The organism is Formosa sp. Hel1_33_131, from assembly GCF_001735745.1.
In the GTDB taxonomy this organism is placed as follows: domain Bacteria; phylum Bacteroidota; class Bacteroidia; order Flavobacteriales; family Flavobacteriaceae; genus Hel1-33-131.
This window is the reverse complement of sequence record NZ_CP017260.1, coordinates 1,611,553-1,635,152: the sequence shown is the minus strand read 5'-3', so window position 1 is coordinate 1,635,152 and position 23,600 is coordinate 1,611,553. Positions and strand designations below refer to the sequence as shown.

At 36.6% G+C, this 23,600-nt stretch carries 25 protein-coding genes and 1 tRNA gene; 4 read left to right on the top strand and 22 right to left on the bottom strand.

From position 1 onward, the window contains the following. Window positions 1-10 precede the first annotated feature (10 nt). The 5 genes from FORMB_RS07390 to uvrC form a co-directional block, all read right to left on the bottom strand. Complete coding sequence (locus FORMB_RS07390; RefSeq protein ID WP_231925526.1) at window positions 11-1,294, bottom strand: peptidoglycan DD-metalloendopeptidase family protein; 1,284 nt, start codon at window positions 1,292-1,294, stop codon at window positions 11-13. Further along, on the bottom strand, window positions 1,260-2,195 hold the full coding sequence (locus FORMB_RS07385) for a tryptophan 2,3-dioxygenase family protein (protein WP_069676844.1): 936 nt from the start codon (window positions 2,193-2,195) through the stop codon (window positions 1,260-1,262). Before FORMB_RS07385 ends, FORMB_RS07390 begins: the two co-directional genes overlap by 35 nt. A 6-nt stretch (window positions 2,196-2,201) precedes the next feature. Continuing rightward, window positions 2,202-2,978, bottom strand: a complete 777-nt coding sequence (locus FORMB_RS07380; RefSeq protein ID WP_069676843.1) for a DUF3108 domain-containing protein — start codon at window positions 2,976-2,978, stop codon at window positions 2,202-2,204. A 127-nt stretch (window positions 2,979-3,105) separates the two neighbouring features. After that, complete coding sequence (locus FORMB_RS07375) at window positions 3,106-5,328, bottom strand: patatin-like phospholipase family protein (RefSeq protein ID WP_069676842.1); 2,223 nt, start codon at window positions 5,326-5,328, stop codon at window positions 3,106-3,108. Beyond that, window positions 5,321-7,123, bottom strand: coding sequence for an excinuclease ABC subunit UvrC (gene uvrC, locus FORMB_RS07370; protein WP_069676841.1), 1,803 nt, complete (start codon window positions 7,121-7,123; stop codon window positions 5,321-5,323). Before uvrC ends, FORMB_RS07375 begins: the two co-directional genes overlap by 8 nt. 85 nt (window positions 7,124-7,208) lie before the next feature. Here uvrC and rimK point away from each other — a divergent pair, with 85 nt between their 5' ends. Then, window positions 7,209-8,087, top strand: coding sequence for a 30S ribosomal protein S6--L-glutamate ligase (rimK, locus tag FORMB_RS07365; protein ID WP_069676840.1), 879 nt, complete (start codon window positions 7,209-7,211; stop codon window positions 8,085-8,087). A 36-nt stretch (window positions 8,088-8,123) separates the two neighbouring features. Beyond that, entirely contained in the window at window positions 8,124-8,687 is a 564-nt protein-coding gene (locus tag FORMB_RS07360) for a 5-formyltetrahydrofolate cyclo-ligase (protein WP_069676839.1), read from the top strand. Here the strand turns inward: FORMB_RS07360 and FORMB_RS07355 are convergent. The 3 genes from FORMB_RS07355 to ileS are packed head-to-tail and all read right to left on the bottom strand — an operon-like array spanning window position 8,684 to window position 13,105. Next, a complete protein-coding gene (locus tag FORMB_RS07355; protein WP_069676838.1) occupies window positions 8,684-9,310 on the bottom strand; it encodes a lipoprotein signal peptidase in 627 nt (208 codons plus the stop codon). The two genes, FORMB_RS07360 and FORMB_RS07355, sit on opposite strands and share 4 nt — an antisense overlap. A 4-nt stretch (window positions 9,311-9,314) precedes the next feature. Further along, complete coding sequence (locus FORMB_RS07350) at window positions 9,315-9,695, bottom strand: TraR/DksA family transcriptional regulator (protein WP_069676837.1); 381 nt, start codon at window positions 9,693-9,695, stop codon at window positions 9,315-9,317. A gap of 2 nt (window positions 9,696-9,697) precedes the next feature. Then, window positions 9,698-13,105 carry an isoleucine--tRNA ligase gene (gene ileS / locus FORMB_RS07345; protein WP_069676836.1) on the bottom strand — a complete coding sequence of 1,136 codons (3,408 nt, stop codon included), beginning with the start codon at window positions 13,103-13,105 and terminating at the stop codon, window positions 9,698-9,700. A gap of 170 nt (window positions 13,106-13,275) precedes the next feature. Here ileS and FORMB_RS07340 point away from each other — a divergent pair, with 170 nt between their 5' ends. Further along, the gene (locus FORMB_RS07340) at window positions 13,276-13,884 is read left to right on the top strand and encodes a hypothetical protein (RefSeq protein ID WP_069676835.1); all 609 of its coding nucleotides are present in this window, start codon (window positions 13,276-13,278) and stop codon (window positions 13,882-13,884) included. On the opposite strand, the gene FORMB_RS07335 is transcribed toward FORMB_RS07340, so the two are convergent. From FORMB_RS07335 to FORMB_RS07300, 8 genes are all read right to left on the bottom strand, one after another. Continuing rightward, a complete protein-coding gene (locus FORMB_RS07335) occupies window positions 13,879-14,562 on the bottom strand; it encodes a porin family protein (RefSeq protein ID WP_069676834.1) in 684 nt (227 codons plus the stop codon). The two genes, FORMB_RS07340 and FORMB_RS07335, sit on opposite strands and share 6 nt — an antisense overlap. A gap of 86 nt (window positions 14,563-14,648) precedes the next feature. Then, the gene (locus FORMB_RS07330; protein WP_069676833.1) at window positions 14,649-15,128 is read right to left on the bottom strand and encodes an ExbD/TolR family protein; all 480 of its coding nucleotides are present in this window, start codon (window positions 15,126-15,128) and stop codon (window positions 14,649-14,651) included. A 25-nt stretch (window positions 15,129-15,153) separates the two neighbouring features. Then, window positions 15,154-15,759 carry an ExbD/TolR family protein gene (locus FORMB_RS07325; RefSeq protein WP_069676832.1) on the bottom strand — a complete coding sequence of 202 codons (606 nt, stop codon included), beginning with the start codon at window positions 15,757-15,759 and terminating at the stop codon, window positions 15,154-15,156. 1 nt (window position 15,760) lies between these two features. Beyond that, window positions 15,761-16,201, bottom strand: coding sequence for a hypothetical protein (locus tag FORMB_RS07320; RefSeq protein WP_069676831.1), 441 nt, complete (start codon window positions 16,199-16,201; stop codon window positions 15,761-15,763). A 28-nt stretch (window positions 16,202-16,229) separates the two neighbouring features. Further along, window positions 16,230-17,015, bottom strand: a complete 786-nt coding sequence (locus tag FORMB_RS07315; protein WP_069676830.1) for a MotA/TolQ/ExbB proton channel family protein — start codon at window positions 17,013-17,015, stop codon at window positions 16,230-16,232. A gap of 189 nt (window positions 17,016-17,204) precedes the next feature. Continuing rightward, window positions 17,205-17,289, bottom strand: a tRNA-Ser gene (locus FORMB_RS07310). Between the two features lie 68 nt (window positions 17,290-17,357). Next, window positions 17,358-18,380 carry an asparaginase gene (locus FORMB_RS07305; RefSeq protein WP_069676829.1) on the bottom strand — a complete coding sequence of 341 codons (1,023 nt, stop codon included), beginning with the start codon at window positions 18,378-18,380 and terminating at the stop codon, window positions 17,358-17,360. Between the two features lie 5 nt (window positions 18,381-18,385). Continuing rightward, complete coding sequence (locus FORMB_RS07300; RefSeq protein ID WP_069676828.1) at window positions 18,386-19,153, bottom strand: TatD family hydrolase; 768 nt, start codon at window positions 19,151-19,153, stop codon at window positions 18,386-18,388. A gap of 49 nt (window positions 19,154-19,202) precedes the next feature. On the opposite strand from FORMB_RS07300, the gene FORMB_RS07295 reads away from it, so the two are divergent. Further along, complete coding sequence (locus tag FORMB_RS07295; RefSeq protein WP_069676827.1) at window positions 19,203-19,658, top strand: retropepsin-like aspartic protease; 456 nt, start codon at window positions 19,203-19,205, stop codon at window positions 19,656-19,658. 67 nt (window positions 19,659-19,725) lie between these two features. Here FORMB_RS07295 and FORMB_RS07290 read toward each other — a convergent pair whose 3' ends face one another. From FORMB_RS07290 to gcvH, 6 genes are all read right to left on the bottom strand, one after another. Next, entirely contained in the window at window positions 19,726-20,310 is a 585-nt protein-coding gene (locus FORMB_RS07290; protein WP_157498094.1) for a hypothetical protein, read from the bottom strand. Window positions 20,311-20,346: 36 nt separating this feature from the next. Then, window positions 20,347-21,123 (bottom strand): energy transducer TonB, encoded by a 777-nt coding sequence (locus FORMB_RS07285; RefSeq protein WP_069676825.1) that lies wholly within the window; start codon window positions 21,121-21,123, stop codon window positions 20,347-20,349. A 95-nt stretch (window positions 21,124-21,218) separates the two neighbouring features. Next, window positions 21,219-21,965: an energy transducer TonB gene (locus tag FORMB_RS07280; protein WP_069676824.1), complete on the bottom strand. Its 747-nt coding sequence runs from the start codon at window positions 21,963-21,965 to the stop codon at window positions 21,219-21,221. Window positions 21,966-22,065: 100 nt separating this feature from the next. Beyond that, complete coding sequence (locus tag FORMB_RS07275) at window positions 22,066-22,782, bottom strand: energy transducer TonB (protein WP_069676823.1); 717 nt, start codon at window positions 22,780-22,782, stop codon at window positions 22,066-22,068. Window positions 22,783-22,841: 59 nt separating this feature from the next. After that, window positions 22,842-23,198, bottom strand: a complete 357-nt coding sequence (locus tag FORMB_RS07270; RefSeq protein ID WP_197493453.1) for a VanZ family protein — start codon at window positions 23,196-23,198, stop codon at window positions 22,842-22,844. A gap of 7 nt (window positions 23,199-23,205) precedes the next feature. Then, entirely contained in the window at window positions 23,206-23,586 is a 381-nt protein-coding gene (gcvH, locus tag FORMB_RS07265; protein WP_069676821.1) for a glycine cleavage system protein GcvH, read from the bottom strand. Window positions 23,587-23,600: the final 14 nt, after the last annotated feature.

The following is a 23,600-nucleotide window of genomic DNA, read 5'->3' as shown; positions in this document are numbered from 1 at the left end:
ATATATAATATTAGTTTATTGAATCGAGTTGTTGTCTTAAAGGCGCGATAAATTCCTCAAAGTTAGATTTTAAATGTGCTGGTAATGCTTTTGCATCTGGTAATTTTTGACGAAAGGGATCTACTTGCTTTCCGTTTTTCCAAAAACGATAGCATACATGGGGACCGCCCGTATTTCCAGTCATGCCTACTTTGCCAATTACGTCGCCTTGTTTGACGTAGTCCCCAACCTTCACCAAGCGTCTGCTCATGTGCAGATACTGAGTGCTAAAGGTAGCGTTATGTCTAATCTTTACATAGTTTCCATTGCCTCCTTTTCGTCTCGATTCAATGACGGTTCCGTTGGCGGTTGCTAAAATAGGTGTGCCAATTGGGGCTGCAAAATCGGTTCCTTTATGAGGTTTTACACGGTTTCCGTAATAAGCAATTCTTCTTTTTAGATTGTATCTAGAGGAAATGCGACTGAATTGTAAGGGTGCTTTCAAAAAGGCTTTACGAAGACTTTTGGCGTTTTCATCAAAATAATCGGTGTTGTTTTTCGACTCTTGATTCATATAATTGAAGGCATAAAATGCCTCGCCTTTGTGTTCAAAATATGCTGCTTTGATACTTTCAATCCCTGCATATACAGAGTCGTCCACAAAACGTTCGTTATAAATCACTTTAAAATTATCGCCTTTTTGGAGTCTCGAAAAATCGATGGTCCAAGCATAAATATCATCAGACATATCATAAATCAATTGGGTAGGCAGTCCTTGATTTTCCATCGTTTCAGAAAGTGTACTTTCTATGACACCAAAGGATTCCTTTTCAATGATTTTAACGGGCTTTCTTTCAATACTCGCAATAATTGAATCACAAAATTCAACGACTAGGTATTCTATTTTACTAGGCTGATATATGAAAACCAAGGGGGCCTTAGTCTCTTCTTTCGAAAACAAAACCGTGTAAGGTTTCCCAATTCTCAGGCGGCGTACATCAAAAACCTCTTTTGTTTTTTCTGAGATATGATGGATTTTCGGATAAAATAACTGATGTTTTTCGAGCAGTACGCCAAAACTATCTCCACTTCTCACAGTGTCGTTTATAACCTGATAATTATTGAGGTTGTAACCGAATTTAAAATTATCTGGTTGAATCGTTACCTCCTCTATTACTTCTTCAACCAAAGTGTCTTTCGAACAACTTTTAAAAATACTGTAAAGGCTGATTGCAACAAATCCGTAAAGGAAAAATTTTACATTAAAATACTTTTTATACTTACTCAACGTCATGTCCCCAATTATCTTTTTCATCTTGGCTCCAAAGTTCAGGAAAAAATATTCGTTTTTGGTATTTTGGATGCATATATTTTTGCCAATCGCTTCCGCCGGTAGCTTCTCCATCGCCATCTTTTCCTAAAATATAGTGTTTAGCGGCGTTATAGTGCGCCATCACCCATGTGATGTTAACGGTATAATCATAATGCCTCATAGCCTCCACAAGACTCTTTTTTTGTTGGGCTTCAAGGGGTAATTCTTTGAAACGTGTCCAAATATTTTTGGTGTTATAGACCTTCATAAAGGTGATAAATTCTTCTTTATAACGATTTTCAAAGTTGGATAATAAGGTAGATTTCTGACCTGTTTTGTAATCTTTCCCAGCAGCTTGCCAATACAAATGTTCAAAGGCGTGCTCAAAAGGAGTCTCTCGATCAATATTGCCACGAAAACGCACATCAATCAGATTAATAAGTTCTGTAGAAGCAAATTCAATTTTACGATATTGTGCACTTTGAAACCCACTCGCAGGGGTTAGTGTATGTCTGAATTTATTATACTGAGCGACATCCATCCCTTCTCTCATGATATTGAAAGAGGTGGTTAACATATCAAAATAACGACTGATTCGCATGAGTTTGTCTTGAAAAAAATTGACTTCTAAAGAAGACGAATCGGAAACTTGTTTAATTTCCCAAAGAATCATTTTAAAAATCAATTCATTAATTTGATGGTAAGCAATAAATACCATTTCGTCAGGAAGATTGGTCCGTTGAATTTGCAAGCCTAATAACGCATCTGTATGTATATAGTCCCAGTAGGTTATGGAGTTACTGTGCAATAATCCTTCGAGATGCACTTCACGATCTTGATGTATCGCACTGTATTTATCATCAAGAAGATTTAATAATTCTTCAGTAGTCGGTTTTTTTGTCATCGCTTTTTATAGTTGGATTTCAAAGGGGTGCTTAAGTCCTTTTAAGGCTTCTAAATCGGCTCTTAATGAGCCAACTTGTAAATCTGCTTTTATTTTAATGGGCACTTTATTTTTGTCGGCGCTCACCCATAATGTTAAACTTTCTTCTTCTTTAAAAACGCGTCCAGCCATGACATAAGGTCTGAATTTTATACACTTAATTTTTCCAAACTCCGTATCAATCGTTTCTCGACCCAAATATTTTAGTTTAAATAAAAACGTTTCACCGTCAAAAAATATATTAAGCTCTACGACATCTCCTTCTTGGATGGTATCTGTATTGTAATTATTTCTCAAATAATAATATGCCGACACTAAATCTTGGATGTTTTGCTCAATATCAACCGTTGAATGTGTGTTGTCTTTCAAATCATTTATCAGTGCTTTATTTTGCACATGATCAAAATCTACAATTCTATTTTTGGTATAGCCACCTTCGTCAATATTTCTAACAAACTTATAAGGCTGACCAGTTACTTTATCAAAATGACTTTCGTAATGGTCTTCAACTTTAAAAACCCACTTCACAGGACCTGTTGTCCAGCCTTTTCCAACGACTTTATAGACAGGAATGTTTTTGTAAATACTTTCAGTTACTTCGAGAGTGGCGTTGCCTGCTTTCATCCACCCACTATAGCTGAGTTTAAATCGGAGCCATTCTCCTGCTTGAAAAGAAGAGGACTCTTGAGCGCCTAAGAACTGGAAGCTTATAAATAAAAGGAGTATTAATACTGATTTTTTCATTAAAATATATGATAGATCATGAGTTCAACGTATTATAATGGTGGTTACAAATTTGCAATTATTATTCCAAACTATAAAATGAATGCCTCTTAAGTCCATAATATTTTTTTGTTGGGGCTTATAAAGCTTAAAACCAGTAACCGACATTCACATAAAAACCCGACTCGTTTGACCCTCCAGACCAGTTGTATTTTAACTCTATAGGTCCAAAAATTGTTTCTAATCCATACCCAACTGAATACCCTCCATAAGAAGGTGATTCAAACCATTTGCTGTTTAAAAAAATATCATCACCAATATTAGCGAAATTGGCTGAAAAATTAAAATGATGGTTGTTTATAAACTCATAATCAAGTGTCGAAGCTATTTTTACAAAACTATTTCCATTAAGCGAAAAATAATCATATCCATAAAACGTAGAATAGTTATTAAAATAATTAGACCCATAGCCTCCAAGTCCAAAATGAAGTATCTTAGTATCGCTACTTCCAACCTTAAACCCGCCTTCAGTGCTTACATTCATAGAAAGTTTGTCTGCGATTTTAAATGCTTTTGATATTTGGGATTTAAAGGTTGTTAATTCGTTGAAATCATCCCTGAAGTCTGAGGATGCAAAATAAAATTTAAAATTACCTTCAAAAAGGAACCCGCTTGTGGGGAAAAATTTATTGTCGATGGTATCAATCTTTAGTGACCCGAAAAGGCTATAGAATTCTCCATCCTCAATCCTATATTCTGTGGTGTCAAAAACGGATAAAAACACATTATCATTCGTGGTGATTTTTAAATCCTTCAACTCCACTCCAATTTTTAGTGCTAAGTCTTTTTTAATCAACGTTTCTGCAAAAATTTGGTGCGTAAACTCACTGAAAGTCATCTGAATTTTATCGATTTCTGGATACATACCTTCGTCAATGAGTCCCGCTGGATTAGTGAAATTATCAAACCCTATATATTTAGAGTTTATCCCCACACTCCAATAAAAACCCTTATCAATATAATAGTCAAAATTGTAGCGGGTGTTATCTCCTAGAATAAAATCCAACGATACCACATCATTTTTAAAAATCAATTGTTTTTTAGTTAAGTTGAGTAGTGCTGCGCTTTTATACAACGGATCGTAGTGTACTCCAAACTTTATAAAGGCCGTATTTTTTGCCTCTGTAACTTTCGCACTGAAATTATACCCTTGATCAGCAGGAGAAAATTTATATAAAAAACTGTCAAAATTATTTGTGGCTACTAAATTGTTTACCCCTTTACTAAAGTCGTCAAAACTAATTGTTTCACCAGTTCTAAATCTCAATTTTCCTCTCACGTACGCAGCGGTATATTTATTTAGGCCAGAAATTGAAATGTCATTAATTTTAATTTTTTGAATTTCGGGGATACTCGCCTCTGTTTTTGTGAAATTTTGTGCCTTAGCAATCGTTTTTAATCCCTCTAGATGTGGAGATACTGCTGTTTGTCCTTTCCGAATAATTTCGTCACCGTCTTTAAAAGAAACAATCGAATATTCAGACACTTTGGGTTTGATGTATATATCAGTTAATTTGGACTTCCCTACCATCTCTTCAGCTACTCTAAAGTTACTAATTTGAATCAAAATATTAGATACCGATTCCAACTTATTAATTGTAAGAAGACCATCTTGCACATCAACTCCAATAATGATGTCTAAGTCTTTTGATTCTAACCCTATTATAGGATAATTATTCACGATGCCTCCATCCATTAATAATTTATTATCCAATGTTACGGGCTGATAAAGGGTTGGCAAGGCGCTGCTCGCTGCAATTGCTTGTGCTAAATTTCCATGGTCTAAAACAACTTCTTGACCCGTTTGCATATCCGTTGCAATACAATAAAATGGAACTGGAAGTTTACTAAAATCTTTAACCCCACTGACATTTAAAGTTAATTTTGAAAGTAAATTGAATACGTTTTGCCCTCTCGAAATAGAAGACGGCAAGTGAATCTTAAAGTTGCTAAAAGGGAGTGATAGCGCATATTTTTCTGCGTTTTTTCGTTCATAAAACGTCTTAGATTTTCTTGGTACTGCATCCGTTATAAGAAGATCAAAATTGGCTGCACTAATAATAGAATCCAATTGCTTTCCTGAATATCCAGCCGCATACAAGCCTCCAATGACAGCCCCCATACTTGTGCCCGCAACGTAATCGACACGAACACCTAAGCTGTCCAAAGTTTTTAGCACTCCTATATGTGCAAATCCTTTGGCGCCCCCACCACTAAGAACTAAGCCAACTCTTGGATTTTTTCGCTCAGATTCTTGAGAAAAACTCCAATGAAAAAAGAATAGAAAAAATAAGATTAATAGGTTACGCATGGGGTTTATTTTGATAGTAATTATAAATAATATGAGCTTTTGACACTCCAATAACTTGCTCTAATTCATCTAAGGCTGCAAATGAAACACGTTGTGCAGACTTGAAATTTTTTAATAACTCTAAAATTGTTTTGTCTCCAATACCAACTATAGATTCCAACTCCGAGTTTAAGGCCGTTTTACTTCGTTTGTTTCGATGATGCTCAATTCCAAATCGATGCGCTTCATTCCGGAGTTGCTGTATAATTTTTAGTGTTTCGCTTTTTTTGTCTAAATATAAGGGAATTGGATCATTTGGATAGAATAATTCTTCCAAACGTTTTGCAATTCCGATGATTGCAATTTTTCCACGCAGCTCTAAATCGTCCAAACTCTTTAAAGCAGCAGATAATTGCCCTTTCCCTCCATCAATGATTATTAACTGTGGCAAGGGCAGTTTTTCCTCTAGCAAGCGTTTATAGCGTCGGTAAACCACCTCGGTCATAGAAGCATAATCATCAGGACCTTCGACTGTTTTAATATTAAAATTACGGTATTCTTTTTTGCTCGGTTTTCCGTTTTTAAAAACAACACAAGCGGCTACGGGGTGTGTTCCTTGAATATTTGAATTGTCAAAACATTCAATATGGGTTGGTGCTTCTGAAAGTCTCAAGTCTGATTTCATCTGCGCCATGATCCGATCTACATGACGGTCGGGATCTGTTATTTTAACCTGCTTTAATTGTTCCAGGCGTTGGTACTTCGCATTCCGTAGCGACAGATCAATCAACTGTTTTTTATCCCCTACTTTGGGAATAGTGATCCTGAAATCTGGCCCTAAATTGACTTCAAAAGGCACATAAATATCTTTGGATTCGAGCGCAAAACGTTGACGCATTTCTGTAATGGCAAGTTCTAACAACGCTTGATCGCTTTCTTGAAGTTTCTTTTTCAGCTCCATGGTATGCGACCGAATGATCGCTCCATAAGAAAGTTGTAAAAAGTTGACATAGGCATAACTTTCATCGCTCACAATTGAAAACACATCTACATTGCTAATTTTAGGATTCACAATGGTTGATTTTGCTTGATAATTTTCAAGAACTTGTAATTTTTCTTTCAAGGATTGTGCCGCTTCAAACTCTAAATTTTCTGCAAATGTTTTCATTTGAGATTTAAAAACAGAGATTGAATTTTTAAAATTTCCTTTTAAGATTTCGCGAATCGTAGCAATGTTTTCTAAATAGGAGGCTTCGGCTTCTCTGGCTTCACAAGCCCCTTTACAGTTGCCTAAATGGTACTCCAAACATACTTTATATTTCTGATTGTGAATTTTTTCTTTAGATAAATCGTACTTACAGGTACGAAGAGGAAACAGACCTTTTATCAGATCTAAAAGCGTATATACCGTTTTGATACTGGTATAGGGTCCAAAATATTCAGACCCATCTTTAATCATACGTCGAGTTTGAAACACTCTCGGAAAAGGTTCTTTTTTAATGCAAATCCAAGGGTAGGATTTATCATCTTTTAAGAGCACATTATAGCGAGGCTGGTATTTTTTTATCAGATTATTTTCAAGCAATAAGGCATCCGTTTCCGTCTCTACGACAATGTGCTTAATCTCAACAATTTTTTTAACAAGCACATTTGTTTTTCCGTAGTCATGCACTTTATTAAAATACGAGCGCACCCGATTTTTTAAATTTTTTGCTTTACCTACATAGATGACCACGCCTGCAGCGTCATAAAATTGATAGACGCCAGGCGTGTTGGGCAAGGTTTTTAATTGAAGCTCTATGTTGGAATTACTCATTAATTCAAAGATATATTAATTCCAACGATTGTAAAAATTGAATTTGCATTTTTAGTATCTTGCAAGGGTATAACCATCCGATATCATGAATATTGTAATATTATCGCGTAATAAAGATCTATACTCAACTCAAAGACTTGTTGAGGAAGGAGAACGTCGGAATCACCTAGTAGAAGTGATTGACCCTTTGGAATGCGATTTGATTATTGAAAAAGAAAAACCAACGGTTTCTCATAACGATAAATATCTGGATTATGTAGATGCGATCATTCCGCGCATTGGCGCTTCTGTAACCTATTATGGTTGTGCAGTGGTCCGACAGTTTGAAATGATGAATGTGTTTTCGACCGTTTCCTCAGATGCTATTATCCGTTCTAGAGACAAACTAAGGAGTTTTCAACACCTTTCCAAAGCGGGTGTAGATATGCCTAAAACTGTATTTACCAATTATTCTTTTGATGTAGAAAAAGTGATTTCTCATGTCGGCGGAACTCCTGTGGTCATCAAATTGTTGGAAGGTACGCAAGGGATTGGTGTGGTTTTGGCAGAAACCAAAAACGCAGCTGAGTCTGTACTAGAAGCTTTTAACGGATTGGAAGCGAGAGCACTTGTACAAGAGTATATTGCAGAAGCTAAGGGCAGCGATTTACGTGCCTTGATTGTAGATAATCAGGTGGTAGGCGGTATGAAACGCCAAGGAAAAGAGGGCGAATTTAGATCTAATCTTCACAGAGGGGGAACTTATACCTATCACAAACTCAACGAAGAAGAAATTAAGCTTGCTTTGAAAGCGGCTCAAAAATTGAAATTACCCATTTGTGGGGTCGATATTTTACAATCGAACCGTGGACCTTTAATTATGGAAATCAATTCAACCCCAGGGCTCGAAGGGATTGAAGGGGCATCGAAAAAAAATATCGCACAAGCTATTATAACTTATATTGAAAGAAATAGACACTCATAGTGGTGTGCTTATTTATGTTTCAACAAAAACTATAGAGTGAAAAAATCAGAATTAAGAACACACTACAAAAAACTTCGAAAGAAACTAAGTTCCAAACAGATGAACGATTTGAGTCTTCAAATCGCAAACTCAGTCCTTGAACTTCCAATATGGAAATATTCATTTTTTCATGTATTTTTAACAATTGAATCTTTAAAAGAAGTCCTCACGGAACCAATCTTATCGATTCTATCAGGGAAGGACAAACACATTGTGGTGTCTAAAAGCGACTTTAAAACCCGAACCATGTCGCATGTGTTATTACAAGACAATACCATTCTTAAACCAAATTCGTGGAACATACCAGAACCTGAAAATGGCATCCCTATTAGTAATGAACAAATAGAGGTCGTGTTTATTCCTTTAGTGGCTTTTGATGTAAAAGGAAATCGTATTGGGTATGGAAAAGGGTTTTATGATGAGTTTTTAAAAAACTGTTCAAAAGATACTTTAAAAATTGGACTTTCATTTTTTGAAGCTGAGGCAGCCATAGACGGAATTGAACCGCATGACATCCCTTTAGATTATTGTGTGACTCCAGAAAAAATTTATACGTTTTAAGTCGTTAAGGACTTTGGGAATACTTTTTTATTAAACACTAAAAGCAATCCAACGCCCGTACTAATCGCTATATCTGCAACGTTAAAAACAGGGTCAAAAAAGGAGAAGTAATTCCCTCCGACAAATGGAATCCATTCGGGGAAATAGCCTTTAAATAAAGGAAAATAAAGCATGTCCACTACTTTGCCATGAAATAGATCTCCATAGCCTTCCGAGGCAAATAAGGTCGCCGTTTGTCCCAAACTTCCATCGAAAATAATACCGTAAAAAACGGAGTCGATAATATTTCCCAACGCTCCCGAAAAAACCAATGCTAACGCCACAGTCAGAGTTTTGGAAGTCATTTTCTGGAGGCTTTGATTCAGCCAATAACCAATGCCACAAACAGCAAAAATTCTAAAAATGGTTAAAAATAATTTGGCACTCGAATCGGATATATAAGAAGAAATATCACTGAGTTTGGCGCCCCACGCCATGCCTTCATTTTCAATAAAAAATATTCTGAATCCTTCAAAAACCCTCAGTTCTTGCCCTAGCTCAAAGTGGGTTTTGATGTATATTTTTGAGGCTTGATCTATAAAAAGAATCACCGCGACTAATAAAAGTGTCTGTTTTTTAGACATTTTATTATTGCATATTCTTTGCTTCAATACTTAAAGTCGCGTGTGGAACTAACAACAAACGATTTTTGTTGATGAGTTTTTTAGTCACTCTACAAACACCATACGTCTTGTTTTCAATTCTGTTCAAGGCGTTTTTCAGGTCTCTAATAAACTTCTCTTGACGGATGGCCAATTGCGAATTTGATTCTTTACTCATCACTTGACTGCCTTCATCAAAAGCTTTAAACGTTGGCGACGTATCTTCAGTGCCGTTGTTTAAATCATTCATATAAGCACTTTTAATAAGGTCTAAATCGTGCTGTGCCTTCTCGATTTTTTTAAGAATGAGTATTTTGAATTCTTCTAAATCGTTATCCGAATATCTACTTGTATTTTCAATGGACATAATTATATGGATTTTTGGATATACAACTTGGTGTTAATCGCATCAAAAGAAATGTCAACACCCTTATCTAGTTGTGCTACTAAGTGTAGCTCTTCCGTTAATGTTTCTAGTTTAATATATTCTAAATTTTGTTTTACAGCGTTATCGATAGCAACTTCTGATTGTAAATAAACCTCAATTCGATCGGTGAGTTCAAATCCAGAATCTTTTCTTAAATTTTGAATTCTATTGACCAATTCTCTCGCGATTCCTTCCTCTTTTAAAGCTTCCGAAATGGTAACATCCAAAGCGACCGTTACGGCTCCTTGATTGGCTACCAACCATCCTTCGATATCTTGAGAGGTAATCTCTACATCATTGCGCTCCAAATTAATACTTTTTCCATTAATTTCAATACCTAACTCTCCTTTTTCTTCAATTTCCTTGATGTCTTCGGGTTTTAGGTTTTGAATGGCATTGGCAATTAACTTCATGTCCTTTCCAAATCGTGGGCCCAAAGCTTTAAAATTTGGCTTGATTTGTTTCACCAAAATATCGGATGCATCTTCTAACAATTCAACTTCTTTCACATTGACTTCGTGTTTTACCAAGTCGGCAATCGCTAAAATATCTTCTTTTTGAATGGTGGAATTCACCGGAATCATGATTTTTTGTAAAGGCTGTCGAACTTTGATTTTTTCTTTTGCGCGTAAAGACAAGACTAAGGATGAAATTGTTTGTGCTTGCTCCATTTTACGCTCTAAATTTTTATCGATGAGCGTTGTGTCTGCCGATGGGAAATCTGCTAAATGGATACTTTCAAAGGTTTCTTTGTGTGTTGCTGAATTCAAATCTAAATACAAACGATCCATAAAGAAAGGCGCGATAGGAGCTCCCAACTTCGCAATGGTTAACATACAGGTGTATAAGGTTTGATAAGCGGATATTTTATCGGTTTGATACTCCCCTTTCCAGAAGCGTCTTCTACTGAGGCGGACATACCAGTTGCTTAAATATTCTTGTGTAAATTCTGAAATAACACGGGCTGCTTTTGTGGGCTCATAGTCCGCATAATAGGCATCCACTTTCTCAATTAATGAGTTTAATTCTGATAAAATCCAGCGGTCAATTTCTGGACGGTCTTCAGTTGAAATGTCCGCCTCCGCATAGCTGAATTTATCAATATTTGCATAGAGAGTGAAAAATGTATAAGTATTGTATAAGGTTCCGAAAAACTTACGTTTCACTTCTTCAATACCTTCACTATCAAATTTTAAATTATCCCACGGATTCGCATTGCTAATCATATACCAGCGTGTTGTATCTGCGCCGTAAATGGATAAAGTTTCAAAAGGATCGGTTGCATTGCCCAAACGTTTGGACATTTTCTGTCCGTTTTTGTCTAAAACTAAGCCGTTAGAAACCACATTTTTATAAGCCACAGAATCAAAAACCATGGTTGCGATCGCATGAAGCGTATAAAACCAACCTCGTGTTTGATCGACACCTTCCGCAATAAAATCTGCTGGAAATGCTTTGTTTTGATCAATAAGGTCTTTGTTTTCAAATGGATAATGCCATTGAGCATACGGCATACTTCCAGAGTCAAACCATACATCAATCAAATCACTTTCGCGGTGCATTGGCTTTCCAGAAGGAGACACTAAGGTAATGGCATCCACAATATTTTTATGCAAATCGATTTTGGAGTAATTTTCAAGCGATTGATCGCCGACTACAAAATCTTCAAAAATGTCATTTTCTAAAACTCCTGCTTGCACTGCTTTTTGCATTTCTGCTTTGAGTTCTTCCACAGAACCAATACATATTTCTTCTTTTCCGTCTTCAGTCCTCCATATTGGAAGGGGAATTCCCCAATAGCGAGAGCGTGACAAATTCCAGTCATTTGCATTTGCTAACCAGTTGCCAAAACGACCTTCGCCCGTACTTTTTGGCTTCCAATTGATCGTTTGATTCAGATCAAACATGCGATCCTTGACGTCGGTTACTTTTATAAACCAAGAGTCTAATGGGTAATATAAAATAGGCTTATCGGTTCTCCAACAATTTGGATAACTGTGCTTATATTTTTCAACCTTAAAGGCTTTATTTTCAATTTTTAACTTAATTGCCAGCTCGACATCCACCGATTTTTCGGGGGCTTCGCCTTCTGGATAGTATTCGTTTTTCACAAAACGTCCTGCAAATTCTGCAACTTCAGGTCTGAAACGTCCTTGTAAATCTACAAGTGGTACTAAATTACCGTCCGCATCTTTTACCAATAATGGTGGGATTTCAGGAATTGCTTGCTTGGCAACAATCGCATCATCAGCCCCAAATGTAGGCGCAGTATGTACAATTCCAGTTCCATCTTCAGTGGTTACAAAATCACCTGAAATAATTCGGAATGCATTTTCTGGGTTGTCGTTTGGTAATGCGTAATCTAACAATTGCTCATAAGAAATTCCTACAAGGTCTTTTCCTATAAACGATTTTACAATGTAAAATGGGATGGTTTTGCTTGAAGACTGATAGCCTTCCAGACCTTCTGCATTTTCTACTTCTTTGAACTTTCCATTAAATTGTTCCCCAACCAAAGCTTTTGCGACCACCACATTGGTCGCTTCAAAGGTGTATTGATTATAGGTCTTTACGAGTACATATTCAATTTTTGGCCCTACGGTTAAAGCCGTATTACTCGGCAAGGTCCACGGAGTTGTGGTCCATGCTAAAAATAAAACAGGCCCTTCGTTCTGTAAGAATTCTGGGAGGGATGCTTCGTTTGCTTTAAATTGTGCTACAATGGTGGTGTCTGTAACATCTTGATACGTCCCTGGTTGATTCAGCTCGTGGGAGCTTAAACCTGTGCCCGCTTTTGGCGAATAGGGTTGAATGGTATAGCCTTTATAAATAAGGTTCTTGTTGTAAATTTGTTTTAGAAGCCACCATACACTTTCCATGTATTTTGGATCGTAAGTAACATAAGGGTCGTCCATATTGACCCAGTAACCCATTTTTTGGGTAAGGTCATTCCAGATGTCTGTGTAACGCATCACCGCGGTTCTACAGGCAGCGTTATAGTCTTCTACAGAGATGGTTTTACCGATGTCTTCTTTGGTAATTCCCAATTCTTTTTCAACACCCAACTCGATAGGGAGTCCGTGCGTGTCCCAACCGGCTTTACGCTTTACTTGAAACCCTTTCATGGTTTTATAACGCGGAAAAATATCTTTTATAGCACGTGCCAAAACATGATGTACCCCTGGCAATCCATTGGCGGATGGAGGGCCTTCAAAAAAAACATAAGGAGGTTTCCCTTCTCGAGTGGTAATGCTTTTGTCAAAAATATCATGTTCCTCCCAAAACTTCAGCATCTCGTCTGCTACGTTTGGTAAGTTAAGTCCTTTATACTCAGGAAATGTCGCGCTCATTATTCATTGCTATTAAGGTCGCAAAATTAAGAAATTTAAACAAAAAGCCACCGAATAACGCAGGTCATTTTGCGTTTAGGTAGGATTCTTAAAATTATAGGTTTGTTTTTCGTCTTACAGGTCCCATAAATACTTTTTTTTTAGTAATATTACGTGAACGAATCCTACCTATGTTAACTTCCTTTTTAAAAAGCATCTCTTATATTTTACATCCCTTGCTAATGCCGTGGATGGGTGCTGTGTATTTTTTTACAGTAACACCACTTCAATACCATCCTATTAAAATCAGTTTTTGGTTGCTTTCAATTATTCTTTGGAGTCTTGTAGTGCCTCTAGTTTTGTATTTTATTTTGAAAAAATTAAACACCGTCCAGAGTATTGATCTGAAAACCTCCAAAGAACGCATTTGGCCCTTACTATTAAATAGTATAATTTTAGGATACCTAAGTTTTGGTGTTTTACCAGAACCTATCTGTGTCGAATTGCATTATTTATTCTTAGGAGCTATGATGACAGCGATTTCAGGAATGGTGTTGGCGTTATTGAAGTTTAAAACAAGTATTCACATGATGAGTACTGGTGGTGCTTTCTTTTTTATGGTACTAGTTAATTTGCATTATGGGTATTCTTTTAGCAATGCGTTTGCACTCTTTATCATTGTAATGGGAGCGATGGCGAGTTCTCGATTGCATTTAAATGCACATACCGTCAAAGAACTTGTGGCAGGACTTGTTATTGGAGTGGTGCCTCAGTTGCTGCTATTAAATCACTGGCTATAATAGATAGAAAATTAAGCCGATTTTCAACGCATTCATGTCTATAGATTGAAAATTTGTCGAAGAAACAGAATCAAAAATCGGGTTCAAACCATAATAGATATAACCGTTCCAAGTGTTATAACCCACACTCAAGGTTAATCCGTACTGCCATGGGTTCATTCCTTTCAAGCCTCTGTGTGTTTCATCCCCTGGTTCTCCTTTGTAAACAGATTTAGAAACCAACACATAGCCTAATTTTACGCCTGTATATATTCGCCAAAACTTATAAGTCTCTGCATTAGATGTTCGCCAGCGAAATTCTAAAGGAACTTCTAAAAGGTGTTGCGAAAAATTGTTTTTGGAATGATCTATCCCCTCTAAAATGGTATAGGTCGTTGGTGTTGTTGTGCTAATTCTAATGTTTTGATTAAAAGTATTGATCGAATAACCAAGCCCTAAACCGATGGCTAGATTGCGGCGTGTGTTAATAGGGAAATCTCTAATAACGCCTAAATGAAACCCCGTGGAGAAACTGCTTTGAGAGACGCCATTGGGTAAATTCATGAGTGCATTATAGGTCACGCCAATGTAAATTTGATCTTCTCTATATAAACTATCCGATTCGGTTGCTTTGTTGGATTGCGCGAATGCATCCACAAAACAGGTCAAAAATAGCAGTAAAAATATACGAGGTTTCATAAAGGGTGTCCTTATTTATGGTACTAAATTAAATAAAAAAAGGCATTCTGAGTAGAATGCCTTTTTAAATATTTCAGAATCGTTTATTATTCCATATTTTTCATCGCATCACCTACCCCTGTGGTATAGTTGATTTTGAGTGCGTTTACTTTTCTAAGTTCTTGCTTGACATCGCCTACAATTCCCATGTTGGCTTCTTTATCGACTTTAAGGGCAACGGTAAGAAATGGAATTAATTCCTCTCTTAAAGCGGCTCTTTCAGCTCCAATAAATGCGCCAACTTCTGAAAGTTCTGCAAATTGATCGTTGAGTTGAATTCTTGATTCTGTGCCATATTTTTCGAAACCGTCACTTGGTTTGCCCATATAAATATAACTCACTGGGTTTTTCTTGTCGAGTTTCTCTACTTGATTGGCAACAGGAAGTGCGTTTTTAATTTTGAGTGAATTTTCACGCATCACGGTAGCTACCATAAAAAAGAACAGCAACATAAATACAATATCTGGAAGCGAAGCCGTGGAAATCGCTGGTATGCCTCCGTCAGTTTTCTTTTTAAATTTTGACATTTTGTTTCTTTACTTTTAGGTTAAACTACTGAACTTCAGAAAGTTTTTGTGGATACTCCACTTTTATCTGATCAATCACTTCTTTCAACTTGGTTTTGTTACCTACAAAACGAGCATCTTTATAATTCCTTTGCATTTGTACAAAATTCATATCTAAAAATCCTTGTTGAGAACCTAGTTCAAGCGCTCTTCTGTTTCGAAGTACATTATACGCCGCTACCAATTCGTTTTGAACCGATATATAAGCCGCATAAGATGTTTCACGTTCGTTTTTTAACGATATGATTGCTTTGTCTGGATAATCTGAGGAGGATGTATCTTTGGCACCTTTACAATAGGTACAGGTTCCATCGCCATTATTATCTAAAAACTCAACAGCCGCAGCTCTCAAATCTTTGAGTTCCATCAGCTCATCTTCCACAAGCAATTGATCCTTACCATTCAAGAGTACTGTGAAAATGTTTTTTTGCTTTATGATAACGTCTTCTTCAGTATCTTCTATAGGAGGGAGCTTCCGGTTGATCCCAGAATCCTTTTCTATGGTGGTTGTTACCAAGAAAAATATTAACAGTAAGAAGGCAATGTCGGCCATTGAGCCAGCATTCACTTCAGGTGCAGATCGCTTAGCCATATTATTTTACCATTTTTTTGATTCCAAAGCCTAACATTATTCCTCCAGCAATAAGTGCTAAGAAATAGAACAAGTACAAGCCTGCGCCTACCAATCTTGAACCACTTTCAGACAGCAAGTCACCATCTTTAAGGGTTGTTTCTACGCCATTGGCAAAACCATAGTAGCATAGTAAGAATAGGACTGCAAAAGCGCCAACACCCATAAGGGTATTTTTTAAGCCTGCAGTATTAGAAACTAAGTTGAGTACTGTAAACGCTAATACTATAAGTACTGCAATCCCTAGGATTACGTAAGATACGTTCATAAATATATCAATTGTCCCACTAGATTCGCCTGCTTTTATAGCTTCATCCCCTGTAGATATAATACTTCCTAGGAAAAAGATTGAAATCACACCGATGACAATAGCTACAATCTTCAATAATTTTTGTAAATCCATAATTATCTGATTTAGTATTGAGGTGTTATTATTTTTTGTTTTTAACCAATATATCCATTAAAGATATAGAGGAATCTTCCATATCGTTTACAATACTATCAATTTTAGAAATGATATAATTATAAAAGACTTGTAATATAATAGCAACAATCAGACCAAATACGGTTGTTAAAAGGGCTACTTTAATACCCCCAGCAACAAGTGATGGTTGCATATCTCCTGCAGCTTCAATTTTATCAAAGGCTTGAATCATTCCGATTACAGTTCCCATAAACCCTAACATAGGTGCTAAAGCGATAAATAATGAGATCCAAGATACATTTTTCTCTAACTGTCCCATTTGAACACCACCATAGGCAACCACTGCTTTTTCAGCGGAGTCTAAGTCTTCGTTCGCACGGTCTAATCCTTGGTAAAAGATGGATGCGATAGGGCCTTTTGTATTTCTACAAACTTCCTTAGCGGCGTCTAAACCTCCAGATGCTAATGCACCTTCTACTTCGTCAATCAATTTTTTTGAATTGGTTGTTGAAAGGTTTAAGAAAATAATTCTTTCAATTGCAATTGCAAGTCCTAATATAAGACATAACAAAACGATGCCCATAAATCCTGGACCTCCTTCGATAAATCGTTTTTTAAGTTCTTGGTGAAACCCTAAAGATTCTTCTGCATCAGCCGAGGCTGCGTCGTCTTGAACTGGGTTTACAATTGTAGTTACAATAGAGTTCATGTTAATGTTCGTGTATGAAGTCGCACTTACAGACCCGAATGCCATTACAAATGCAATAGCTAGAATTGGAATTAGTCTTTTCATTGTTCTATTCTTGATTTTTATTAAAATAATATTATTTGTTAAGGTGTTAAAGATATAAAAAAAATGTAATTACCAAAATAAAAACGACAAAATTCGGTAAATTTTTAATTGAAAACAATAATACTCATTTCAAAAGAAAAGTAATTCCTAGCTCCTGAAAATGATAAGTCATTAACACAAAGGCAATTGCAGAGAGGAAGGGATTCGAACCCTCGATACGTTGCCGTATACACGCTTTCCAAGCGTGCGCCTTAAGCCACTCGGCCACCTCTCTAGTTTGCTTTTTTAGCAGCCCAAATAAAGAAAAAATAGTTTGATTGGTGAAATTTTTGAGTCCTAATTTTAGGATATTTCTCCACGGAGACTTGTTTCAAAAACGGTTTTGAACATATTTTTTGGCGTTTGAAGCCCCAACATGAACATTAATTTTGTGATTGCAGACTCCGTGGTCATGTCCTTTCCAGAAATGACACCCGACTTTTCAAGGAGTTTCCCGGTCTGATATTGATTCATCTGGACACTGCCTCCAGCGCATTGGGTGACATTAATTATATTGACTCCTTTATATAGAGCCTTTTCAATCGCTTCTAAAAACCAGTCTTCTGTGGTGGCATTGCCACTTCCATAAGTTTCAATCACAACGGCTTTAAGACTTGGGATTTCTAAAATTGATTTTAAAACAACAGGCGTGATACCTGGAAATAGCTTTATCAGAACAATATTTGCATCCAATTTCTTGTGAACAACCAATTGAGCCTGTGTATAGTTTTTGTGCAACAACTCATGGTTGACCTTTAAATGTACCCCAGAAGTGACAAGTGCTGGGAAATTTAAGGACGCAAACGCCTGAAAATGCTCCGCATTGATTTTGGTGGTGCGATTCCCTCTGTACAGTTTATATTCAAAATACAGTCCGACTTCTTTCACCACCGCTTTATTGTTATTTTGCAGTGCTGCAATCTGTATGGAAGTAATAAGATTTTCTTTGGCATCCGTTCGCAAATCGCCAATAGGCAACTGTGAGCCCGTAAGGATGACAGGTTTTGAAAGATTTTCCAGCATAAAACTAAGCGCCGAGGCAGTGTAACTCATGGTGTCACTTCCGTGGAGCACAACAAAACCATCATGTGTTTGGTAGTTGTCTTCGATAATAGTCGCAATTGAAATCCAATGAGATGGATTCATATTGGAAGAATCGATTGGTGTGTCAAAAGAAACGGTATGAATGTCGCAATCCAATAAATTCAATTCTGGAATTTTTTCTATAAGGGATGCAAAATCAAACGCCTGTAAGGTTGCTGTGATTGGATCTTTGATCATCCCAATAGTACCGCCTGTGTATATTAATAGTATTTGAGGTTTCATTTGATTTATAGTTTAAAAACAGCTTTTGAATTCTGAGTCGTAATCTCTGCAATATAATCATTTGAGACCCCATAAATATTAGACAATTTTTCTAAAACATTCAAAATGTAACTGCTTTCATTGCGTTTTCCTCTGTAAGGCACGGGCGACAAATAAGGTGCATCGGTTTCTAAAACAATGTGTTTCAAATCAATCTGATTTAAAAACTGATCTATTTTACCGTTTTTAAAAGTTACTACCCCTCCTATTCCAAGTTTCATGTTGTACGAAATTGCTTGTTGCGCTTGCTCAAAAGTCCCCGTAAAACAGTGAAAGATCCCAAATAAATCAGGCCCTTTTTCTTCTTCTAAGATTTCAAAAACTTCATCAAAAGCATCTCGACAGTGAATGACAATAGGTAATTGGTATTGCTTTGCCAATTGAATTTGGGCTCTAAACATGTCTTGCTGCGCCTTTAAACTACTTTGATCCCAGAAAAGGTCAATGCCAATCTCTCCAATGGCCACAAATTTCCGAGATGCCAATTGCTCTTTCACATGCGCCAATTCTTCTAAATAATCATCTTTCACATGCGTTGGGTGCAGCCCCATCATCAAAAATACATTGTTAGGGTAACTGGTTTCTAGTGCATACATGGCCTCTGAATAGGTAGAATCAATGGCAGGAATAAAAAATCGGGTGACGCCAGCAACGAGTGCACGCTCAATAACTTCGGTTCGGTCGGCATCAAATGCTTCGCTATATAGGTGGGTATGTGTATCTGTGATTGTCATAGTGCAAAAGTAAGATTTTGAATAGTATCTTTGTTAAAAATAATTTGCTTTGAATACACCCCCGCTCACGTTGTCTGAATTTCTATTACATAAGTCTTATTTTAAGATTAAAATGCATCCGATTGTGTCTAATCATTTTAAAATTATAGCTAAAGTAAATGGTGTCAAAGGGGTTTTTATTTTGGATACGGGCGCTTCCACAACCTTTATAGACCTAAAACTCGAAGAGAAATTTAAACTGACAACACAGCCCTCAATCGTTAAGGCGAGTGGCGCAGGCCCTGATAAGATTGATACGCTTCTCTCTAAGAACAACACACTTTCAATTGGTGGATGGGTGAAAACCCGTTTTCCTATAGCTTTAATAGATTTGAGTTATGTGAACGATGCCTTTGAATCTATTAACACACCTGCCGTTGATGGCATCATTGGAGCGGACATTCTCAAAAAAGGATTTGCGGTGATTGATTATGAAAAACGCTATTTGTATTTGAAAAATGCTTGACCCTATAAAAAATAAAATCGTCTAAAAATTGCTTTTTAGACGACTTCATTTTATAAAACCTTCGTTGTTAAAGGACTTCAAAAGAAATACTAGGGTTTATTTCAATTGATGAAACGTGTTCATAATAACGACAGTTATCCCCTGAGTTATTTGGCCGATTCCCTAAAAGAAGGGTAAAATCAAAATCTTCTAAAGTATAGACCCTTTCCGTTAAAAATGTAACTTCTAGTTCTAAAACATATTTATTTAGGTCTGGATGGTATTTGAGCGCATACCCAAAATTATGTTCTTCTCCATAATTAATTTTAATAGTGTTAATTGGACTTGAAATTAAATGTGCTAAATCTTCATAATTTTGAACACCTCGAATAACAGCTCTATTTTCACCACTTTCTTCAAAAATATTAAAATCTTTACTGGAATCTGATTGAAGTTTGGCTAAATTATCGACTATAAATGAAACGGTAATTTTATCACCAACATTATAAACCGCATTTAATGGCACTATAGAAAACGTGTCATTCACACCAACAGATGTATTTATAGGAGTATCACAAGGCTCAGGGTCTAAAACTGGAATGCAAGACATACATCCCAAAACGAAAACGAAGGACACTAAATAACAAAAACTCTTTAAACTGTTTTTAATCATAACTCTATGAATTAATGTTTATAAAAAATAAATGACTTACTCCTGCACTTGAAAAGTTATAGGTAAAAAATAAGGCACCACCACTGCTTTTCCACGCTGGCGGCCGGGTTTCATTTTTGGCAACAGATTAATCACACGGGCGGCTTCTTGCTCTAAGTCTGGGTGGGGTGCTCTAGAACGGACTCCTATTATACTTCCGTTTTTATCAATTTTAAAGACCACACTGATCTTTTGTTTTCCAGTCAAACCTAAATCGTTTGCCAAATCAGTGTTGAATTTACGTTGTACAAATTTTGCGATTTTCTTGGACATACATTTACGCTTTACTGCGTTGGTGCCTTTCTCGCAACCTGGATACTCGGGTACATGCTCTACAACCGTAAATATAACTTCCAAATCTTCTACAGGGGGTTGAACTACAATACTGCTTACAGGAACTGGTGTGTCACCAGAGTCAATCGGTTGATCTATAAATGTTGGAGCCTCAATTATAGGGTCCTCTGAAATAATTGGATCTTTAGCTACGGAGGTGCGTTGTTTTTTAACAATCACTTTTTCTTTTTCTACAACATAGCTAACATAATCATAGATAATAGGATTTTCACATAGAGGTGGCTGAGTTGTGATTGAGATCTGATTTTTAACTTTAAAATTCATTTCAAACAAACTATAGGTTGAAAACAAAGTAATCGCTAATCCAATTAAAAAATAAACTGTAGGGTTGTACTTTAAATTAGCGTCTTTCTTCTTTGGTTTAGGGTGTTCATTTGAAGAATTGTTTTGGTTGACTAACTGTTTTTTTGAAGTGTCCATACGAATTGTTTTAAAGGTTACCCTTTTGAGTATTCAATAAATATGCCAAAAAAAATCCCGCAACTGCGGGATTTGAATGTTAAGAAATAAAAATATTATTCTTGCACTAAAAAGGTAATAGGCAACGTATAAGAGACAACTACCGACCGTCCACGTTGACGTCCTGGTTTCATTTTTGGCAACATGTTGATAACGCGTGCTGCTTCTTTCTCTAATCGGGGGTGTGGTGCTCTAGAGCGAACTCCCGTCACATTCCCTTTTTTATCAATTTTGAAGATCACACTAATACGTTGTTTTCCTGTCAACCCTAAATCACCTGCTAAATCTGTATTGAACTTTCTTTGCACAAATTTTGTGATTTTATCGGACATACATTTTCGTTTTTTGGCGTTTGAGCCTTTTTCACAGCCTGGGTATTCAGGTACATTTTCGATGACCGTAAAGTGTACTTCAACATCTTCTTCGACTTCTTCAACCTCCACCTCTTCAATTTCAATTTCATCATCTTGATCTACCTCCGTAGATTCAATAACTGTTTCTTCGACCTCCTCTTCATCCTCAACGACTTCAATGACCTGAGGAGCAACCGGTGGTGGTGGTGGTGGTGGTGGTGGCAACTTCAGGTCAATAATTGGAATTTCTTCTTCAATTTCTTTCTCGAGGTCTAAAGATCCAATATCAATATCAGATTTATCGTACGACTTATAATTAATCAGTTGATTGGAAATAAATAGCATTAAAACTAGTCCGACAGCAAAATAGATAGAACTGTTTCGACTGACATCAGCCTTCGTAGTTTTTTTTGGTAAACGGTTTTGGTATTCGTCTGGAGGCGATTTCATGATGTTATATTTTAGGGTTTATAAATTTATACACCACAAAAAACATACCAAAAAATCCCGCCGAGGCGGGATTCATAAAATTTTACATCATTAAAAGGTCTTAATCTTGGACTTGAAACGTAATAGGTAAAGAGTAAGGAACGACCACTGCTTTTCCACGTTGACGTCCTGGTTTCATTTTTGGCAACATGTTGATAACGCGTGCTGCTTCTTTCTCTAATCGTGGGTGTGGTGCTCTAGAGCGAACTCCCGTGACATTCCCTTTTTTATCAATTTTGAAGATCACACTAATACGTTGTCTTCCTGACAATCCTAAATCACCTGCTAAATCTGTATTAAATTTGCGTTGCACAAATTTTGCGATTTTAGCGGACATACATTTTCTTTTTTCGGTATTAGAACCTTTTTCACAGCCAGGATATTCGGGCACATTTTCGATCACCGAAAACGGAACCTCAACATCTTCATAAATCTCTTCTACTTCAATTTCCTCTACTTCAATTTCTTCATCTTGATCCATTTCGGTAGACTCAATGACCGTTTCTTCAATCTCTTCTTCATCCTCAACGATCTCAATCACCTCGGGTGCTGCTGGCGGTGGCGGCGGTGGCGGCGGTGGGGTTAACTGATCTGTTAAAGGAATTTCTTCATCGAGTTCTGCATCTAAATCCAACTTTCCGATATCAATTAACGACTTGTCATAAGTCTTATAATTTATAGTGTTGTATGTTAAAAACAACATAAGTGCTAAACCGACTGCGAAATAGACAGATCCATTTCTACTAACGTCTGCTTTTAAGTTTTTCTTTGATTCCATTTTTGGTGTTATTTTTCCGAGCGTTAAATTAGTTAAAAATTTAATAAATACACAAAGGTTTATAGCTTTTTAACAATAACTTCTTTTTTAGTGTAAATAATAAGAGCCATTATAAGAACTCCTAGGCAATTTGCGACAAGATCAAAGATGTCCGCTGTTCTATATATAGAGACGACTCCTTGTAAAACTTCAATGACAGCGCCAAAGACAATGGACAGCAGAGATGCTATTAGTAAACTTGATTTTATTTTAAAAACATGTAAGCTCATAAACCAAAATAAACAAAGTCCCGCATATAAGATGAAATGTGCTATTTTATCATCAAAACCCGTGTTGAGTTCTGGCAACTCTGTAAGATGTGCCAAGCTTAAAACAGCAATTGCAATTGTATATATAACAGTGACGCTATGTATCAAAGTGTTTTTAAGCACCTATGATTGCTTTATAATCGTCTGCACTCAAAAGCGTTTCTAAATCTGCTGTATTTGCAACCTTTATTTTGATCATCCAGCCGTCGCCATAAGGGTCGTCATTTACTTTTTCAGGTTCTTCTTCTAGTGATTCATTAAATTCAATGATTTCACCGGCGATTGGCAAAAACAAATCTGATACGGTTTTGACGGCTTCGACAGTTCCAAAAACGGCATCCACTTCTAATGTCTCTTCTAGTGATTCTACTTCAACGTAAACAATATCTCCTAATTCACCTTGTGCAAAATCGGTAATTCCAACGGTGACAGTATCGCCGTCAATTTTTACCCATTCGTGGTCTTTTGTGTATTTTAAGTCAGTAGGTACATTCATAATTATATAGTATT